We start from the raw sequence: 18,595 nt of genomic DNA, 5'->3' as shown, positions 1-18,595 counted from the left end.
GCTGTCACCCTGCTCTCCCTGTTCTTCGGCAGCGGGGGCGCGATCGGATGCGGTCGCCCGGCGGCGGGATGATCCGGGCCATTGGTACAGTCCAGACATGGCGGTGGACGAGCTCGACACCCGGATCCTGCGCCTGCTGATCGAGCAGCCGCGCACCAGCGTCCGTGAGTACGCCCGGATCCTCGGCGTGGCCCGCGGCACCCTCCAGGCCCGGCTGGACCGGCTGGAGCGGACCGGGGTGATCACCGGTTCCGGGCCGGTCCTCTCCCCCGCCGCGCTGGGGCATCCGGTGCTGGCGTTCGTGCACATCGAGGTCACCCAGGGGCACCTGGACGAGGTCGGGGACGCCCTGGCGACCGTGCCGGAGATCGTCGAGGCCTTCTCCATCACCGGCGGCGGGGACCTGCTGACCCGGGTGGTGGCCCGGGACGCCGGGCATCTGGAGGACGTCATCCAGCGGCTGATCCGGCTTCCGGGGGTGGTCCGCACGCGGACGGAGGTCGCGCTGCGCGAGCGGGTCGCACACCGACTGCTGCCGCTGGTGGAGTCCGTGGGCCGGGCGGCTCACAAACCCTGACAGGATGGCTGGGACAGGTACACGACCGGCAGGACGGGCACAACGGATGATCTCCGTCATATTCGATCTCGACGGCACCCTCGTGGACAGCGAGCCGAACTACTACGAGTCGGGCCGCCTCACCCTGGAGCGGCACGGCGTCCCCGATTTCACCTGGGAGCAGCACTCCCGCTTCATCGGCATCGGCACCCTGGAGACCCTGGAGGTCCTCAAGGACCGCTACGGCCTGCGGCCCCCGGTCGAACAGCTGTTGGCGGAGCAGAACGCCGCCTACCTGGAGCTGGCCCGCACCCGTACGGAGGCCTTCCCCCGGATGCGGACCTTCGTGGAACGGCTGCACGCGCGGGGCGTGCCGATGGCGGTGGCCTCCGGGTCCTCGCGGGAGGCGATCGAGGCCGTGCTGGAGGGCACCGGGCTGGCCGCGCTGCTGACCACGGTCGTCTCCGCCGAGGAGGTCGATCGGGGCAAGCCCGCGCCGGACGTGTTCCTGGAGGCGGCCCGCCGGCTCGGCGCCCGGCCCGCCGACTGCGTGGTGGTCGAGGACGCGGCGCCCGGTGCGCTGGCCGCGCGGGCCGCCGGGATGGCCTGCCTGGCGGTCCCGTACGTGGCGGAGAGCGCCGGCGATCCGGCGTTCGCGGCGGCGGGGCTGCTCTTCGCGGGCGGGCAGCGGGAGTTCGACGCGGACGCCGCCGAGGAGTGGCTGTTCGCGGGCGGGGCCGCACGCGCCTGACGGCGGCGGGGGGCGCCTTCGCCGGCGCCCCCCCGCTCGCGCTCCCGGTCCCGGTCCTGGCCCCGGTCGCGCCCGTGCTCCCAGCCCCGGTCCTGGTCAGCGCACCACGCGCGGCAGCCGCAGGGCGAGGACCGTCGTCACGGCGATCAGGCCCAGCTGGACCAGCAGGGTCACGGCGAGGGCGTCCCGCATCCCGAGCGGCGCGACCAGCGCCAGGAACAGGCTGCCGATGGTCGCCACGCCCAGGGCCAGCGAGGACTGCTGCGTGGTGATCATGACCCCGCTGCCGACGCCCGCCCGGTCCGCCGGGACGTCCGAGAGCATCAGCCGCATCAGCACCGGCTGCTGGAGGCCCTGGCCCAGACCCGCGACGGCGACGCCCGGAGCCAGCCCGGCGATGCCGAGGTCCGGCCAGCCGTACCGGACGGCCGCCAGGACGAGCGCGATGCCGAGGGCCTGGACCAGCCCGCCGGCGGTGACGACCCGGCTGCCGAACCTGCCGACCAGCCGGGGCCCGGCGAGGGAGGCGCCGAAGTAGCCGAGGGCCATCGGCACCAGTGCGGCCCCCGCCTCCACCGGCCCCATCCGCAGGCCCTGCTGGAGGGCGACGGCGACCACGAACATGAAGCCGCTGAAGCCGACCGAGAACGGCGCCAGCATCACCAGCCCGCGCCGCAGCGACACCAGCCGCAGCAGGCTCGGCGGCACCAGCGGGGTACGGCCGAGCCGGTCGGCGCGGCGCTCCGTCAGGTAGAAGGCCAGGGCCGCGAAGGGGGACACGGCCAGCGCCGCCCAGGTCCACAGCGGCCAGCCCGCCGCCCGCCCCTCGGTCAGCGGCAGCAGCAGGGAGACCAGGGTGAGGCCGAGCAGCAGCGTCCCGGGGACGTCCACGGACGCCGGGCGGTCCGAGCGGGTCTCCGGGACGGCCCGGACCGCGAGCACCAGCCCCGCGACGACCACGGGCACGTTGACGAGGAACACCGAACGCCAGCCGGAACCGGCCACGTCGGCGGCGACCAGCACCCCGCCGAGGATCTGCCCGGCGACCATGGACAGGCCGCCGGTGGCCCCGTACAGGCTCATCGCACGGGCCCGGCGCGGACCCTGGGTGGTGGCCTGGATGGTGGCCAGCACCTGGGGCAGCATCAGCGCGGCCGCCGCACCCTGCGCCACCCGCGCTCCGACCAGGGCCCAGGCGGTGGGGGCCAGGCCGCAGGCCAGGGAGGTCACCCCGAAGGCGGCCATCCCGATGACGAAGAGCCTCCGCCGTCCGACGGTGTCGCCGATCCGCCCGCCCAGCACCAGCAGCACCGCGTACGAGACCCCGTAGCCGCCGACGACCAGTTCCAGCACGGCCGGACCGGCGGCGAGGTCGGCGTCGATGGCGGGCAGCGCCACGTTGACGATGAAGAAGTCGATCAGGGGGAGGGCCGCGCCCAGCAGCACCGTGAACAACCCGAGCGGGGTGAGGACGGCGGGTGCCTCGGCGGTGGCCGGGACGGCGGGGGGCACCGCGGTGACGGACGGGGACGGGTGGGTCGTGCGTACGGTTGTTTCACTCACGGAAGGAACGATCCGCCGCCGCTCAGACTGGTACCAGAGTCTCTTCATCCTGGTACCAGGAGTACCTGGCAACAGGATGAGCGGTGCCGCATCCTGGTGCGATGACCACCGTTGCACCCGAGAGCGACCTGCGCCGTCACGAGCTCGCCGACTTCCTGCGCAGCCGCCGCGAGCGGATCACCCCCGAGCGGGTCGGGCTGGTCCGGGGTCCGCGCCGGCGCACCCCGGGGCTGCGCCGCGAGGAGGTCGCGCAGCTCTCCGCCGTCGGCGTCACCTGGTACACCTGGCTGGAACAGGCCCGCGAGATCCAGGTGTCCCCCCAGGTGCTGGACGCGCTGGCACGGGCCCTGCTGCTGGACTCCAGCGAGCGGGCGCACCTGTTCGCGCTGGCGGGCAGCACCGACCCGGCGCCGAACACCCGCTGCCCGAGCGTGACTCCGGCCCTGCGGGCCATGCTGGACCAGCTGGACCCGATCCCGGCGTGCGTGCAGAACAGCCGGTACGACATCCTCGCCTACAACAGCACCTACGCCCGGCTGCTGTGCGACCTGGACGCGCTGGCGCCCGAGGACCGCAACTGCATGTGGCTGGCGTTCACCAACGCCGACTGGCAGGCCTCCCTCGTCGACACACCGGGCGTGAACCGGCTGCTCGCCGCCAAGTTCCGGGCCTCCATGGCCGGACACCTGGCCGAACCCGCGTGGAAGACCCTGCTGGCCCGGCTGGAGGCGGCCTCGCCGGAGTTCCGGGAGATCTGGGCCCGGCACGAGGTGGTCACGGCCGGCGGCAACACCAAGTACGTCCGCAACGCCCACGTGGGGCCGCTGCGCCTGGAACACACGAGCCTGTGGCTGGGCCCGGCCTCGGGGGCGCGGCTGACGACCTTCGTCCCGCTGGACGAGGAGTCCCGCCGGGGCCTGGAGCGGCTCCGGGCCCTGTCCCCCGTCGCCGCCTGACCGGCACCGGCACCGGGGCCGGTGGCTCAGGCCAGCGCCGCCGCGATCGCCCCGCCGGTCTCCCGGGCCGTCAGGTAGGGCCGTACGTCGTGCGCCCTGGCCCCGTTGTGCACCGCCACGTCCCGCACCCGGTCCCCGAACAGCGGCGCCAGCCCCTTGGCCAGCGCCACCAGGTCACCCCGGTCGGCGATGTTCACCCACTGCCGCACGGGCGCGGGCCAGCGGCCGCGCCCCGCGTGCGGGGGTGGCACGAGCCGGTCGAAGACCAGGTTGCGCACCCCGAGCGGGGACCCCAGGGTCACCAGCACCACGTCCGGCCGGTCGGGGGACGCGCACAGGACCTCGTACGCGACGACCGAGCCGAGCGAGTGGGCGACGACCACCCGGGTCCGGTCGGTCAGGGCCCCCTCCAACCGCCCGCGGACCGCGGCCCGGATACGGGGCTCGGTGAAGTACCGCCTCACCTGCCGGGCCGCGCCGATCATCAGCCGCTCCCCCGCCCCGGCGAAGAACGCCGAGTGCCCGAGCGCGTCCAGCGCCCGCTGCACCGGGTACGGGGTCCGCAGCCGGACCCGGTCCTGCGGCCCGGGCAGCCGGGGGTCGATCCGGGCGGCGTACTCCCACCACTGGAGCAGGAGTTCCTCCTCCAGCCCCTCCTCCACGTCGGAGGCGTCGAGCTCGGGCGTCCCGGTGCCGCGGTGCCCGGCCTGGCGGAAGAGGTCCCCGTAGAAGGCCATCCCGACCTCGTCCCGCGCGGGCGCCTCCCCGCCGGCGAGGGCGAGCCCGTCGCAGAGCGCGGGGTACCACTCGGCGAGCAGCGACTCGGGGCCCACCACCTCCTGCGCGATGCCGTGCACGAACACGATCCGGCTCACGGGCGCACCTCCGCCAGGGTGAGGGCGACGGCGCCCATGTCGGTGGCCACGCAGATGTGGCCCTCACGGTCGATGGAGAAGCCGTTGATGGTGCTGCCGATGTTGATCTCGGAGGTCCAGGTGAAGGTGTTCATCCGGCCGACGCGCAGCAGCCCGTGCCGGTCGGCGGCGACGACGGTGGGGACGCCGCGGACTTCGGCGATCCGGATCTCCCTGACGCCCGAGGCGAAGCGCGGGAACTCCCCCACAACCGCCCGGTCGGCGTCCACCGCGCGGACGTGGAGGTGTCCGTCGCCCGATCCGACGACGGCAAGGTCGGCGCCATCGAGCCGGACCAGCTCCAGGGCGGTCGCGCCCAGGGCGAATCCGGTCAGGGGATCACCCACGAGGCTTCCCGTCCCCAGGTTCCAGAGTCCGACGGTGCCGTCGTGCGAGGCGCTCACCAGGGTGTGGACCCCGTCGACGACCAGGTCGCGCAGGGCCGTCACCGGCCCCATGTGATGTGCCATCGGGCGGCAGAACGCCGCCTGGGTTTCCAGGTCCCAGGCCTCCAGGACGTATTCGGAGGTCGCCGACACGACGACCCGCCGGTCACCCGACCGGCAGACGCGGCTGATGCCACCGGTGCCGTAGCGCTTGGCCAGCTGCTGGCGGGTCGCCAGGTCCCATACCGAGGTCGCCGCCCAGCCGTCGCGCAGCACCAGGGTCCGGCCGGCTTCCTGCACCGTGGTGATCAACTGGTGGGAACCGTCGTGGGTCAGGTGCGGCGCCACCTGGCTGCCGTCGGTCAGATCGTGCTGGCGGACGACCCCGCTGCTGCTCCCGGTCACGACCATCGGACGGCCGTCGCGGCCCTCCACGATGTCGGCGGACACCATCCTCTTCGTGGTGCCGCACAACGGCTCGCCGATCACGTGGCGGCCCTTCAGGTCCCAGACGAGCACGTCCGGATTGCCCGTGGTCACGACGACCACCGAGCCGTCCACCCGTCCGAAGAGCGCGGGCGCGTGGGTGCTCTCGGGCTCCAGGCACCAGGTCGGTTCCGGCGGCGGGCCCGACGGGTCGCGGGGGGCCGCGCGCCAGATCCGCAGCTGGCCGCCGCCGCTCGCCGCGACAACGGAGTCGGCGCCCACCTGCACGAGGGTGGCGGCCAGTACCGTGCCGAGCGTCGGGAACGGTCCGGCCACCGTGGCGCCGCTGAGCACCTCCGAGACCTGCAGGTGCCCAGCTCCGGCAACGGTGACCACCACGGCCGTCCCCCGGTGGAAGGCCACTCCCTCGGCCCTGGCGAACGGGTCCGCGTCCCGCAGGTCGCGGTGGCCCGTGCAGCGGGCCTCGGGCCCGCCGCCTCCCCGGGTGATCCGCCAGGTGTACGCGTGGCCCAGGCCGGTGGAGACGGCGACTTCCAGGTCGCCCCCGTCCGACCGGACGGCGAGGTGCTCGATGTCGCCCACATGGCCCGCGAGCGGCCGGCCGAGCGCCGCGCCGGACTCCACGTCCCACAGTCGGACTGTGCCGTCCTCCCCAGCACTGGCCACGACCGGCCGGCCCGCCAGCGCACCGAACGCGATGCACATGACGGCGTTGGTGTGCCCCTCCAGTTCGACACAGTCGGTGCGGTCCTCGGTGCGGTTCCACAGCCGGACCACCGTGTCCGATCCGCCGGCGGCCACGGTCAACCGCCCCTTGACCACGGTGACGGCCACGGTCTTCACCTGGGTGGAATGCCCGCCGAAGACCGGGCCCAGCTGTTGGCGGGTCCGCAGGTCCCAGGCGCGGACGGCCCCGTCCTCCCCGCTCGTCACGACGACGGGGCGGCCCTCCCAGTCGCAGAAAGCGGTGGCCGCCATCGACCTGGTCAGGCCGTCGTCGGGGCGGTCCGCGGCCAGATCCCAGATCCGCGCGGTGTGGTCGGCGCCCACGGTGACGGCCAGGGCCGTGTCGTTGTGGACGGCGAGGGCCGCGGCGGTCATGGCCTCCACGTGGCCTCGCAACGGCTGGCCGAGCGGGCGCAGCGTCCGCAGGTCCCACAGCCGCGCCACACGACGGGCGCTGGTCAGCACGACGGGGCGGCCGGCGATGACACCGGTCACCACCGAACGCAGACCCGACAGCCTGTCGTCGGTGTGCGCCGGGACCGGTTCCCCGACCTGCCGCCGGTCGGCGAGGTCCCAGCAGCTGAGCACCCCTGACGATTCACCCACCAGGGCCAGCGAGCGCCCGTCCAGTGCGGCCGCGCACACCGCCCGCACGCCGCCGATGGAACCGACCAGTGGATGTCCGTCGAGCTTCGCGCTACCCCCGTCGAGCGCGTCGCGCACGTCCCACACGTGCACGGCCCGGTCATCGCCGCCGGTGAGCGCGACCGGCCGGCCGTCGATCCACCCAAGGTCGACGCCGCGTACTGAACTGCGGTGGGCGACGAGCGCCGCGCCCAGCTGGCGCCGGTCCACGAGGTCCCAGAGTCGCGCCGTGCCGTCGTCACTCCCGGTGAGGGCAAGGGGGCGGCCGTTCACCTCGCCGACCGCGATCGACAGGACCCGGTTGGTGTGCCCGGTAAGCGACTCCCCGTACTCCTGGCCGGCCGAGAGGTCCCAGATCCGGACGGTGCCGTCGTCCCCGCCGGTCAGGGCGATGGTGTAGTCGCCGAGTTCGCCGATGGCCAGGGCGTTGACGGCGATCCCGACCGGGAGCGGCTCACCGATGCGGCGCTGGGTCGTCAGGTCCCACACGCGTGCCGTCAGGTCGTCGCTGCCCGTCACCGCGACCGGACGGCCGTCGAGGGCACCCCCCGCGACGCAGTTGACCGTCCGTTCGTGACCGTTCAGCATGCGGTGGGCCCCGCTGTTCGACCACCAGGCCCAGGGGGTCGACCAGGGGCGGGCCACCGCGAGGTCGCCGACCCGGTCGGCGAGCCGGTCGGCCTTGCAGCACCGGGCCGACAGCTGGAGGTCCGCGGCCCGGTCCCCGAGCGGAGTGTCGGCGCTGAGCCGGTGGGCGATCCGCTCGTACGCGCCGCGCACCCCTGGAACGCCTTCGCCCTCCATCGCGGCGAACGCCCGGAGCAGCGTGAGCGGTTCACTGGCCAGCAGGAACCCGGGGTCCTCCATCAGCTCCGCAAGGCGCCCGGCCGCGACGGCGTGGGTGGCGAGGTGCTGGCGTACGTACGGCACGGCGGCGAACCAGTCGGGCTGCTGCGCCGCCGCCTGGGGCACGAGCCCCATGAGCGCGTCGACGAGGGCGTGCTGGATGTCGCGTGCCTTCTGGGCGGCCGTCGCGCGCAGGTGCTCGGCAAGGGCCTTGTGGTAGAGCCGGTACGCGGAGCGGCGGTCGTCGTCCACGACCTCCGCGATGTACGCGGCGGCCACGTCCAGGGCCCAGCTGACGTCCTCCTCCGAGCAGGGCACTCCGGAGATGGCGGAGCTCAGCCCGGTCCACACCCGGCCGCGGGGAAGGCCCTTGCCCTCCGAGAAGGCCAGCGCCAGGAGCATGCGGCGGACCCTCGGCTCGTCGGGGCCGAAGCGGGCCAGGTAGTCGTCGAAGGCGTCGCCCACCTCGCTGGGCAGGTTCTCCTTCCAGCCCGGTCGGCCGACGTCGATGGGCGCCACGTCGGACCGCAGGGTGCGGGCGGTCATCCGGGCGTAGAGGTAGACCCCCGCCGCCTTCTCGGCGACGCCGCGCGCCACGGTCCAGGCCAGGGCGCGACGGTCCCGGTACGGGGTGCGGACCTCCGGCTCCTCGGCCGCGAGCAGTACCCGGGCGACGTACGCGGTTACGTCCTCGGCCCCGGCCCGGTGATCGGGCCGGTCGAGGTCGACGCAGGTGAAGGTCGGACCGAGCGGGGTGACCAGTTCGCGTCGGGTTCCCACGAGGAGGCGTACACCCTGGATCTCGGCCATGGGGCGCAGCAGTTCGCGGGTGATGCGGCGGGGCTCGCCGTGGCCGCCGGCGTCGGCGGCGGTGTCGGATCCGGCCTCATCAACAGCGTCGACGACGATGACCAGCGGGGGGCCCTGGCGGCCGCGCCGGGTGAGTTCCTGGAGGAGAGCGGCCACGCCGTCGGCCTCGGTACCCAGGGCCGAAGCGATCCGTTCGACGACCTCCTCGAGGCGTTTGTGGCGGGCGTGGACGGCGGCGGTCACACAGCCTTCGGGGACGACGGTGGCCGGGTCGACGTCGCTGAGGTCGAGGCGGGCCCGGTAGGTGGGGTCGGAGAGGGCGACGATCCGGCCGAGTACAGCCGATTTGCCGCAGCCCGGGACACCGGTGACGACGCGGCCCCGGCCGTCGCCCTGCTCCGCCGTTGCCCAGTCGGCCAGTTCGGTCAGCACCTTCACCCGGCCGCTGAAGTAGAGGCCTTGTTCCGACTCGAACTCCACCCCGCGTGAACGGGGGCCGAAGTGCTCGGCGAGTTCCTTCACAGCGACGCGCCCCTGCACCTCCAGGTCGGTGCCGGTCGGGGGTAACTCCTCCCGGTATCCCGAGTTGGGAAGGAACGGGGCGAGGCCGGTGACCAGTGCGCTGGCCAGTTCGGCGCGCTGGCCCCGTCCCGCAAGGTCGAAGCGCTCGTTGACGGCCTTCACCAACTCGGTGAGGTCGAGGTACTGCTGGCGCTGTCCGGTTCGCTCCGTGGTGGTCTCGATCGCCGCGCCGAGCACGGAGACGAAGGCGCCGTCGAGGGCGAACTCCTTGCGCCGGGCGGAGGCGAGGAACCAGAGGCCGGCGGAGGCTCCGGCGGCGGTTCCCCGGTAGATGATCGTCTGGAGGGCGGCGGCGGAGGCCTCGGCGGTGCCGGCTCCGGCCGAGCAGGTGTCGAGGATCAGCAGGAGGTGGCGCAGTCCGCCCGTGCACAGGATGCGTACGAGGTCCTCGGTGGCCAGGGCGGTGGCGGCGAGGTCGGTGTCGCGGGTGTCCCAGCAGAGCAGGTAGTGCCGGTCCCGTTCCTCGACGGCACCGTGGCCGGCGAAGTAGACCACCACGACGTCGTCGCCCGAGAGCCCGGTGTCGGCGGACCAGTGGCTCAGCTTCTGGCGCAGCTGTTCGGCGCCGTCGTACTCGCCCAGCCCGGAGAGTGCGCGCTCGTAGCCGAAGTCCGCGAAGAGGTTGGTCATGGCGGCGATGTCGGAGGGGACCGATTCCAGCTGTTCCTCCTGGGGGAGGTGGCAGTACCTGCCGGTGCCCATGCCGATGAAGAAGCGCCGCCCCACCGAGCCCCCAAGAGTGCAAGCCGTCGTCGCCTGTGACGCAGCCGACTCTAGCGACGCTCCACCACGCCTCGCAGGGCTTCGGATCATCCGGGAAGATCCCCCGCACCCCGCCAGTTAGTAGAACCGTGAACGAAATGCTGAAGGACGCGGCGGACGTGGACGTGGTGGTCGTCGGGGCCGGGCAGGCGGGGCTTTCCAGTGCCTACCACCTGGCCCGGGCCGGGATCGGCCACGTCGTGCTGGACCACTCGCCGCGGCCCGGCGGGGCCTGGCAGTTCCGGTGGCCCTCGCTGACCTACGGCAAGGTGCACGGCATGCACGCGCTGCCCGGGATGGAGCTGGTCGGCGCCGATCCGCTGCGGCCCTCGTCCGAGGTGATCGGGGAGTACTTCGCGGCGTACGAGGAGCGGTTCCGGCTGCCGGTGCGGCGGCCCGTGGACGTGACGGCCGTGCGCGAGGGCGGCGGCGGGCGGCTGCTCGTGGAGTCGGCGTCCGGGAGCTGGTCGGCGCGGGCACTGGTCAACGCCACCGGGACCTGGGACCGGCCGTTCTGGCCGCGGTACCCGGGCCAGGAGCTGTTCCGGGGCCGCCAGCTGCACACCGCGGACTACCCCGGGCCCGGGGCGTTCGCCGGGGCCCGGGTGGTCGTGGTGGGCGGCGGCACCTCGGCGGTGCAGCACCTGCTGGAGGTCTCCGAGGTGGCGGCGGGGACGACCTGGGTCACCCGGCGGCCGCCCGTGTTCCGAGAGGGCGCCTTCGGGGAGGCGGAGGGCCGGGCGGCGGTGGCGCTGGTGGAGGAGCGGGTCCGGCGGGGGCTGCCGCCGCGGAGCGTGGTCAGCGTGACCGGGCTGGCCCTCACCGAGGCCGTGCGGGCGGGGCTGGACTCCGGGGTGCTGGAGCGGCTTCCCGTCTTCGACCGGATCACCCCGACCGGTGTGGCGTGGGCGGACGGGCGGAGCGTGGACGCCGACGTGATCCTGTGGGCCACCGGCTTCCGGGCGGCCGTCGACCACCTGGCCCCGCTGCGGCTGCGCGAGCCGGGCGGCGGGATCCGGCTGGAGGGGACCAGGGCGGTGCGCGACGAGCGTGTGCACCTGGTGGGCTACGGCCCGTCGGCCTCCACCATCGGCGCCAACCGGGCGGGGGGCGCGGCGGTGCGCGGGATACGCCGCCTGCTGGCCCGGGGGCCGGTGGCGGCTCAGCCCCCGGCCGGGGCCGGGCCGAAGGCGTCCAGCGGGAGCTCCCGGTCGGCGGAGCCGGCTTCGCGGGCCTCCACGGTCGCGTAGACGCGGACGACGCCGTCGCGGATGGCCAGCACCGGGTCCGTCCACGCCTCGGCGGGCCCGGGGACGAGTACGTGCGCCACGGCCCGCTCGGCGTCGTACACGAGGAGGGAGACGATCCTGTGGAGCCAGTCCCCGATGTCGCCGGGCTGCTGGAGCGGATGGTCCTCGGGGCCGTCGACGCGGATCACGTAGAAGCGGTCGTCCTGCCACCAGCCGCCGTCGTCCAGCCAGTGGCCCTCGCCGACGGGGACCCCGTCCACCCACATGCGGGCCGCGTCCGGGCCACCGCGGAGCAGGAGCACCGTGCTGTGCCGGTCGTCGTCGGTGAAGTGGACCCGGATCTCGTGCGAGGTGTAGCAGTCGGTGAAGCGGCCGCAGGCCCCGGGCACGGGTCCGGTCCCGCGGGGGGCGGGGCCGCCGGGCGGGGACGGGGCGGGGTCCTGGCCGCAGACCTCCGGGGCGCGGCAGCGCCGGTCGACCCGGCGGCTGCAGCCCAGACCCATGGCGGCGACGTCGCGCGGGGCGGCCCGGGACAGCAGCCGGGCGAGGCGTTCGCGGTAGGCGTCGGGGCCGACGAGGGCGGTGAGCTCGCGCTGCCGGTGCCACCACAGGAGCAGGTCGACGCCGTGAGGGGAGCGGGCGAGCCACTGCTGCCAGTCGGCGACGTCGCTGCCCCAGAGTTCCTCCAGGTGTGCGCGGGCGGCTGTCGTCTCCGGGGTCCCGTCCGCTTCCTCCGCCCGGGGTGCGGTGCCGTCCGACGGGGTCGGCGCGGCCGCGCGGGTCCTCGTACGACGTGTCCACCATGGCCGTCCCATTGCTCCGCCGCCCCCCGTCCGCGCGTCCGCCAGGCGGCCGATGGTAGGCGGGGCGCGGGGCGGGCGCCTGCTCATTTCGCGGCGGGGGGCTTCGCGGGAGGTCCGGAGGGGGCCTTCGCGGAAGGTCCGGCGGCGGCGCGCAGCCGGTTGAACTCGGCGACGTGCTTCTTGTGTTCTTCGTAGGTCGCCGAGAAGCGGGTGTCGCCGGGTTTGACGGTGACGAAGAACAGCCAGTCGCCGGGCGTCGGCGCGACCGCGGCGGCCATGGCCCGCAGGCCCGGGCTGTCGATGGGGGTGGGTGGCAGGCCCTGGCGGGCATAGGTGTTGAAGGGGTGGTCGATGCGGGTGTCGCCGAGGGTGGTGTCCACGGTGTTGCGGCCCAGAGCGTAGTTGATGGTGGAGTCCATCTGGAGCGGCATCGACTTGGCCAGCCGGTTGTGCACCACCCGGGAGACCTTGCCCATGTCGGCCGGGTTGTCGGCCTCCGCCTCGATGACGCTGGCGAGGGTGGCCGTCTGGTACGGGGTCATCCCGTGTGCCTTGCCGCCGTCGGCGACGGCCTTGGTGGCGAGCTTCCGGTTGGCCGTGCGGACCATGAAGGAGAGCAGCGCGGCCGGGGTGGAGTCCTTGGTGACCGGGTAGGTCGCCGGGAAGAGGTAGCCCTCCGGGTTGCCCTTGGCCTCCGCCGGCAGGTCCAGGGCCGCCGTGGCGGCGGCCGATTCGGTGGTGCCGGCGGGGAGCCGCAGTTCGCGGTCGACGGCGGCGTAGACCTGTGCGGCCCGCCATCCTTCGGGGATCAGCAACTGGCGCGGCTTCTCGGGCGCTTCCTCCCGGGGCAGCAGGGGTTCGACCACCACCGTGGCGAGCCCGATGCCGAGGAGCGCGCCGGCGAGGAGCGTCAGGCGGCCCCGCCGGGTGAGCCGGGAGCGGCGCGGCGGCGGCTGGTGCGGCTGGTTCGGCCGGTACTCGTCGTGCATGCGGGCACGTTAACCCCCGAACCGGGGCCTTCCGGGCATCACACCCCGCCCCGGTCGTACGATCACACGTTCACCGGAGTGGGTACGGACTCCCCCTCCGACTCCCCTGCGGGTTCCCCCGCGGGCCCTCCCGCGGAACCTCTCCCGGAGGCGTCCCGCTCCCGGTCGTGCGCCTGGGCGGCGTCCCGGTCGCGGCGGACCAGTGCGGCGTAGCGGCCGCCGGCGTCCAGCAGTTCCTCGTGCGTCCCGCGCTCGGCTATCCGGCCCGCGTCCAGGACCACGATCTGGTCGGCGTCGCGGACGGTGGAGAGGCGGTGGGCGATGGTGATGGTGGTGCGGCCCTTGGAGAGGTTGTCGATGGCCCGCTGCACGGCGTGCTCGGTGCGGGTGTCGAGTGCGCTGGTGGCCTCGTCGAGGATGAGCACCGGCGGGTCGCGCAGGATCGTGCGGGCGATGGCCAGGCGCTGCTTCTCGCCGCCGGAGAAGCGGTAGCCGCGCTCGCCGACCAGGGTGTCGTAGCCGTCGGGCAGGGATTCGATGTGGTCGTGGATCTGTGCCGCGCGGGCGGCCTCGACGATCTCCTCGCTCGTGGCGTCGGGTTTGGCGAAGCGGAGGTTGTCGGCGACGGAGGCGTGGAAGAGGTAGGTCTCCTGGGAGACCACGCCTATGGAGCGGGCCAGCGAGTCGAAGTCGAGGTCGCGTACGTCCACCCCGTCGAGGGCGACCCGTCCGCCGGTCACGTCGTAGAGCCTCGGCACCAGGTAGCTGAGGGTGCTCTTGCCGGATCCTGTGGGGCCCACCACGGCGAGGGAGCCGCCGGCCGGGACGGTGATGTCGATGCCGGTGAGGGTGGGGCCGGTCTTGGCCTCGTAGGCGAAGTGCACGTCCTCCAGGCGGACCTCGCCCTTGGCGCGGTCCAGCCGCACGGGCTCGTCCCGCTCGGCGATGTCCACCGGCAGGTCGAGGTACTCGAAGATGCGGGCGAAGAGGGCGAGCGAGGTCTGGATCTGCACACCGGTCGACAGCAGGCTCACGGCGGGCCGGAACAGGCCCTGCTGGAGGGTGACGAAGGCGACCAGGGTGCCGACGGAGAGCGAGGGCGCGCCGGTCTGCAGGGCGATGCCGGCGGCCCAGTAGATCAGGGCGGGCATGGCGGCCATGACGATGCCGATGGTGGACATCCGCCAGCGCCCGGCCATGCTGGAGCGCACTTCCAGGCCGACGAGCTTCTCGGACTCGTCGGAGAAGGCGTCGGTGAGGGACTGCGAGCGGCCCATGGTGCGGCCGAGCAGGATGCCGCTGACCGAGAGGGACTCGGTGACGGTCGCGGCCATGGCGGCCATCTGCTTCTGCCGCTGCATGGTGATCTTCTTGCGCTCGCGGCCGACCCGGCGGCTGATCCACACGAAAACGGGCAGCAGCAGGAGGGAGACCACGGTCAGCCGCCAGTCGAGCGCGAGCATCGCGACGACGGAGGCGATCACGGCGGTCAGGTTCGACACGAGCGAGGTCGCGGTCGAGGTGACGGTGGCCTGCATGCCGCCGATGTCGTTGGCTATCCGGGACTGCACCTCGCCGGTGCGGGTGCGGGTGAAGAAGGCCAGGGGCATCCGCTGGAGCTGGGCGTAGACGGCGGTGCGCAGGTCGTGCATGACGCGCTGGCCGACCGTGGTGGAGATCAGCGTCTGGAGCACGCCGAAGACGCTGGTCACGACCGCCGTGAGGATCATGCCGAGGGCGAGCAGGCTGAGCAGCCCGGTCCGGCCCTGGGGGATCGCGACGTCCAGGATCTCCTTGAGCAGGAACGGGGAGGCCACACCGACCAGCGAGGACGCGCCCACGAGGGCTCCGACCACGGCGAGCCGGCCGCGGTAGGGGCGGAACAGGCCGAGGATGCGGCGCAGCTCGCGGGGTCGGTCCGCCGGGGCCGGGCGGGTGGGGTCGAGGGCTTCGTTCGATGGGGTCCACTTCGGTTCGTCGTGGGGCATGGGCCTCCTTCAGGCGGGACTGCGATGAGCTTAGCTCATTGTTACCTATGCTCACAATGAATTCGGTCCTGCTACTGTTCCCAGTATGAGCACCGGTTCCGAGACCGACACCCGCGATTCGACCGACGGCGTCCTCGCCGAGCAGCTGCTGCGCCTCACGCGCCGGCTCCACCGCATCCAGAAGCGGTACATGGAGCCGCTCGGGATCACCCCCGCCCAGGGCCGGCTGCTGCGCCTCGTCTCGCACCACGGCGGGGACCAGCCGCCCCGAATGGCCGACCTGGCAACACGTCTTGAGGTCGTGCCGCGCGCCGTGACCACCCTGGTGGACGGGCTGGAGGCGGCCGACTGCGTGCGCCGCGTGCCCGACCCCGCGAACCGCCGGGTGATCCGGATCGAGCTCACCGAAACCGGTCGCGCCACGCTGCGCCGTCTGCGCAACGCGCGGACCGACGCCGCAGAGGAGATCCTTGCTCCGTTGACCGCCGGACAGCGCGAGGTGCTCGGCGGCCTGCTGAACGCGCTGGCGGACGCTCCCGCGGAGCGCCGCTGCTGAGACGGGCGGGGCGGGCGCCGGCACCGGCGGCCGCCCCGGACCCCCAGGGACAAGGGGCTGCTGATGCCGCTGTTCGAACCGAAGCCGGGAGCCCTGCGCCCGCGCGGCCCGCACGCCCCCGCCCCCGACCGGGTCCCCGACCGGCTGGCCGGCGGCACCCCGCCTGCCCTGCGCGCCGAGCTGAGCGGGCTGCTCGGCGCCGAGAAGGTGCTGTGGAAGGTCTCCGACCTGGTCCGCTACGCCACCGACGCCTCCCCGTACCGGTTCGTCCCGCAGGTCGTGGTGGTCGCCGAGGACATCGACGACGTCTCCGCGGTCCTCTCGTACGCCCACGGGAAGCAGCGCGAGGTGGTCTTCCGGGCCGCCGGGACCTCCCTGAACGGCCAGGCGCAGGGCGAGGACATCCTCGTCGACGTACGCCGCCACTGGACGGGCGTCGAAGTGCTGGAGGAGGGCCGGCGGGCCCGGATCCGGCCCGGCACCACCGTCTTCCGGGCCAATGCCGCCCTGGCCCGGCACGGCAGGATCCTGGGCCCCGACCCGGCCAGCGCCGTGGCCTGCACCCTCGGCGGGGTCGTCGCCAACAACTCCTCCGGCATGACGGCCGGGACCACGCGGAACTCGTACCGCACCCTGTCCTCCCTCACCCTGGTCCTGCCGACCGGCACCGTCGTGGACACCGCCGACCCGCTCGCGGACGAGGAGCTGGCCCGCGCGGAACCGGGCCTGTGCCACGGGCTGATGGAGCTCAAGCGGGAGATCGAGGCGGACCCGGCCCTCGTCGCCCGGATCCGGGCCAAGTACGAGATCAAGAACACCACCGGCTACCGTCTCGACGCCTACCTGGACGGCACCACGCCCGTCGAGATCCTGCGCGGCCTGATGGTCGGCTCGGAGGGCACGCTCGGCTTCATCGCCGAGGTCGTCTTCGACACCCTGCCCCTGGACCGCGAGCTCACGAGCGCGCTGCTCTTCTTCCCGTCCCTGCCCGCCGCGGCCGCCGCCGTACCGCTCTTCAACGGGGCGGGCGCCATCGCGGTCGAGCTGATGGACGGGAACACCCTGCGCGCCTCGGTCAGCGTCGCGGGCGTGCCCGCCGACTGGGCCGAGCTGCCGAAGGACACCGCCGCGCTGCTGGTGGAGTTCCGGGCGGCGGACGCGGCGGGCCGCGCCGAGTACGAGCGCCGCGCGGCCGCGGTGCTGCCGGAGCTGGAGCTGGTCGCGCCGGTCGCCTCCGTGACCAACGCCTTCACGGGCGACCCGGCCGTGATCGCCGGGTACTGGAAGGCCCGCAAGGCCTTCGTCACCGCCGTCGGCGGGGCCCGCCCGCCCGGCACCACCCTGATCACCGAGGACTTCGCGGTGCCGCCGTCACGGCTGGCGGAGGCCTGCGAGGCGCTGCTGGCGCTCCAGGCGGAGCACGGCTTCGACGCGGCCGTCGCCGGGCACGCGGCCCACGGCAACCTGCACTTCCTGCTCGCCTTCGACGCCGCCCGGCCCGCCGACGTGGAGCGGTACGCGGCGTTCATGGACGCCTTCTGCCACCTCACGGTGGAGCGGTTCGACGGCTCGCTGAAGGCCGAGCACTCCACCGGCCGCAACATGGCCCCCTTCCTGGAACTGGAGTGGGGGACGAAGGCCGCCGACCTCATGTGGCGCACCAAGCGGCTCGTCGACCCGGACTGCGTGCTGGCCCCGCGCGTCCTCCTCGACCGCGATCCGCTGGCCCACCTGCGCGGCCTCAAGACGATCCCGCGGGTGGAGGACGTGGCGGATCCCTGCATCGAGTGCGGGTTCTGCGAACCGACCTGCCCCAGCGGCGATCTGACGACCACTCCGCGCCAGCGGATCGTGCTGCGCCGCGAGATGACGCGCCAGCAGCCGGGCTCCCCCGTGCTCGCCGAACTGCTCGGCGCCTACGGGTACGACGCCGTCGACACCTGCGCGGGCGATTCCACCTGCGGGCTCGCCTGCCCGGTCGGGATCGACACCGGCGCGCTGATGCGGGACTTCCGCCACCGTCGGCACGGCGCGCGCGAGGAGCGGGCCGCCGAGCTGGCCGCCCGGCGGTTCCGTACCGTCGAGGCCGGTGCCCGGCTGGCCGTGGCCGCCTCCGAGCGGATCGCGCACGCCCTCGGGGACCGGGTGCTGGAGGCCGTCACGGGTGCGGCGCGCAAGGCCGTACGCCCCGACCTGGTGCCGCAGTGGCTGCCGCAGGTCCCCGGGGCCGCCGCGCGGCGGCTGCCCGTGACCCGGCGGGTGGGCGCGGCCGCCGTGTACTACCCGGCCTGCGTCAACCGGATCTTCGGCGGGTCCCCGGGGGACCCCGGGCCCTCGCTGCCGGAGGCGGTGGTGGCGGTGTCGGAACGGGCCGGGAAGCCGGTGTGGATCCCCGGCGACGTGGCCGGGACCTGCTGCGCGACGATCTGGCACTCCAAGGGCTACGGGGCCGGCAACCGGCTGATGGCCAACCGGATCGTCGAGGCCGCCTGGGGCTGGACGGCCGGGGGACGGCTGCCGCTGGTGGTGGACGCGTCCTCCTGCACCCTGGGGCTCGCCCGCGAGGTGGTCCCGTTCCTGACGGCGGACAACCTCGCCCTCCATGCCGAGCTGCGGATCGTCGACTCCGTCGTGTGGGCGGCGGAGGAGCTGCTGCCGCACCTGGAGGTCCGGCGCACCCTCGGCTCGGCGGTCCTCCACCCGACCTGCTCGATGCGGCACCTCGGCGACGAGGCGCAGCTGCACACCGTGGCCGGGGCCTGCGCCGCGGAGGTGGTGGTCCCGGACGACGCGGGCTGCTGCGCCTTCGCGGGCGACCGGGGGATGCTGCACCCGGAGCTGACGACCTCGGCGACGGCGCGGGAGGCCGCGGAGGTGACGGCACGGCAGTTCGACGCGCACCTGTCGGCGAACCGGATGTGCGAGGTGGGCATGGACCGGGCCACGGGCCGCCACTACCACTCGGCGCTGATCGAGCTGGAGCGGGCGACGCGCCCCTGAGCACCCCCGGCGCACGCCGAGGCGGGCGAGCCGGAGCGTGCGCCGTACGCGCGCCCCCGGGCCGG

At 74.1% G+C, this 18,595-nt stretch carries 12 protein-coding genes; 6 read left to right on the top strand and 6 right to left on the bottom strand.

Going from position 1 to position 18,595, the window contains the following annotated elements:
• Nucleotides 1-97 precede the first annotated feature (97 nt).
• Both OG553_RS30350 and OG553_RS30345 read left to right on the top strand, forming a co-directional pair.
• Entirely contained in the window at nt 98-577 is a 480-nt protein-coding gene (locus tag OG553_RS30350; protein ID WP_405982029.1) for an Lrp/AsnC family transcriptional regulator, read from the top strand.
• Between the two features lie 4 nt (nt 578-581).
• Nucleotides 582-1,307, top strand: a complete 726-nt coding sequence (locus OG553_RS30345) for an HAD family hydrolase (RefSeq protein WP_405982028.1) — start codon at nt 582-584, stop codon at nt 1,305-1,307.
• Between the two features lie 96 nt (nt 1,308-1,403).
• Here the strand turns inward: OG553_RS30345 and OG553_RS30340 are convergent, their stop codons facing one another.
• The gene (locus OG553_RS30340; protein WP_405982027.1) at nt 1,404-2,918 is read right to left on the bottom strand and encodes an MFS transporter; all 1,515 of its coding nucleotides are present in this window, start codon (nt 2,916-2,918) and stop codon (nt 1,404-1,406) included.
• 53 nt (nt 2,919-2,971) lie between these two features.
• Between OG553_RS30340 and OG553_RS30335 the strand changes: the two genes are divergently transcribed.
• On the top strand, nt 2,972-3,826 hold the full coding sequence (locus OG553_RS30335) for a helix-turn-helix transcriptional regulator (RefSeq protein WP_405982026.1): 855 nt from the start codon (nt 2,972-2,974) through the stop codon (nt 3,824-3,826).
• 26 nt (nt 3,827-3,852) lie between these two features.
• On the opposite strand, the gene OG553_RS30330 is transcribed toward OG553_RS30335, so the two are convergent.
• Entirely contained in the window at nt 3,853-4,701 is an 849-nt protein-coding gene (locus tag OG553_RS30330; RefSeq protein WP_405982025.1) for a hypothetical protein, read from the bottom strand.
• Nucleotides 4,698-9,884: a caspase family protein gene (locus OG553_RS30325; protein ID WP_405982024.1), complete on the bottom strand. Its 5,187-nt coding sequence runs from the start codon at nt 9,882-9,884 to the stop codon at nt 4,698-4,700. The genes OG553_RS30330 and OG553_RS30325 overlap by 4 nt, the downstream gene beginning before the upstream one ends.
• A gap of 158 nt (nt 9,885-10,042) precedes the next feature.
• Between OG553_RS30325 and OG553_RS30320 the strand changes: the two genes are divergently transcribed.
• Nucleotides 10,043-11,194, top strand: coding sequence for an FAD-dependent oxidoreductase (locus OG553_RS30320; RefSeq protein WP_405983181.1), 1,152 nt, complete (start codon nt 10,043-10,045; stop codon nt 11,192-11,194).
• On the opposite strand, the gene OG553_RS30315 is transcribed toward OG553_RS30320, so the two are convergent.
• From OG553_RS30315 to OG553_RS30305, 3 genes are all read right to left on the bottom strand, one after another.
• Nucleotides 11,107-12,009: a hypothetical protein gene (locus OG553_RS30315; RefSeq protein ID WP_405982023.1), complete on the bottom strand. Its 903-nt coding sequence runs from the start codon at nt 12,007-12,009 to the stop codon at nt 11,107-11,109. The genes OG553_RS30320 and OG553_RS30315 overlap by 88 nt on opposite strands.
• Before the next feature lie 71 nt (nt 12,010-12,080).
• Complete coding sequence (mltG, locus tag OG553_RS30310; RefSeq protein ID WP_405982022.1) at nt 12,081-12,986, bottom strand: endolytic transglycosylase MltG; 906 nt, start codon at nt 12,984-12,986, stop codon at nt 12,081-12,083.
• 62 nt (nt 12,987-13,048) lie between these two features.
• Nucleotides 13,049-14,974, bottom strand: coding sequence for an ABC transporter ATP-binding protein (locus tag OG553_RS30305; protein WP_405982021.1), 1,926 nt, complete (start codon nt 14,972-14,974; stop codon nt 13,049-13,051).
• Between the two features lie 85 nt (nt 14,975-15,059).
• Here OG553_RS30305 and OG553_RS30300 point away from each other — a divergent pair, with 85 nt between their 5' ends.
• Together OG553_RS30300 and OG553_RS30295 are read left to right on the top strand one after the other, a co-directional pair.
• Entirely contained in the window at nt 15,060-15,530 is a 471-nt protein-coding gene (locus tag OG553_RS30300; protein WP_405982020.1) for a MarR family winged helix-turn-helix transcriptional regulator, read from the top strand.
• Between the two features lie 63 nt (nt 15,531-15,593).
• Nucleotides 15,594-18,530 carry an FAD-binding and (Fe-S)-binding domain-containing protein gene (locus OG553_RS30295; protein ID WP_405982019.1) on the top strand — a complete coding sequence of 979 codons (2,937 nt, stop codon included), beginning with the start codon at nt 15,594-15,596 and terminating at the stop codon, nt 18,528-18,530.
• Nucleotides 18,531-18,595: the final 65 nt, after the last annotated feature.

This window comes from Streptomyces sp. NBC_00158 (assembly GCF_045160885.1).
In the GTDB taxonomy this organism is placed as follows: Bacteria; Actinomycetota; Actinomycetes; order Streptomycetales; family Streptomycetaceae; genus Streptomyces.
Note: the sequence above shows the minus strand (reverse complement) of the source record. Positions and strands in the feature narration are given on the sequence as shown.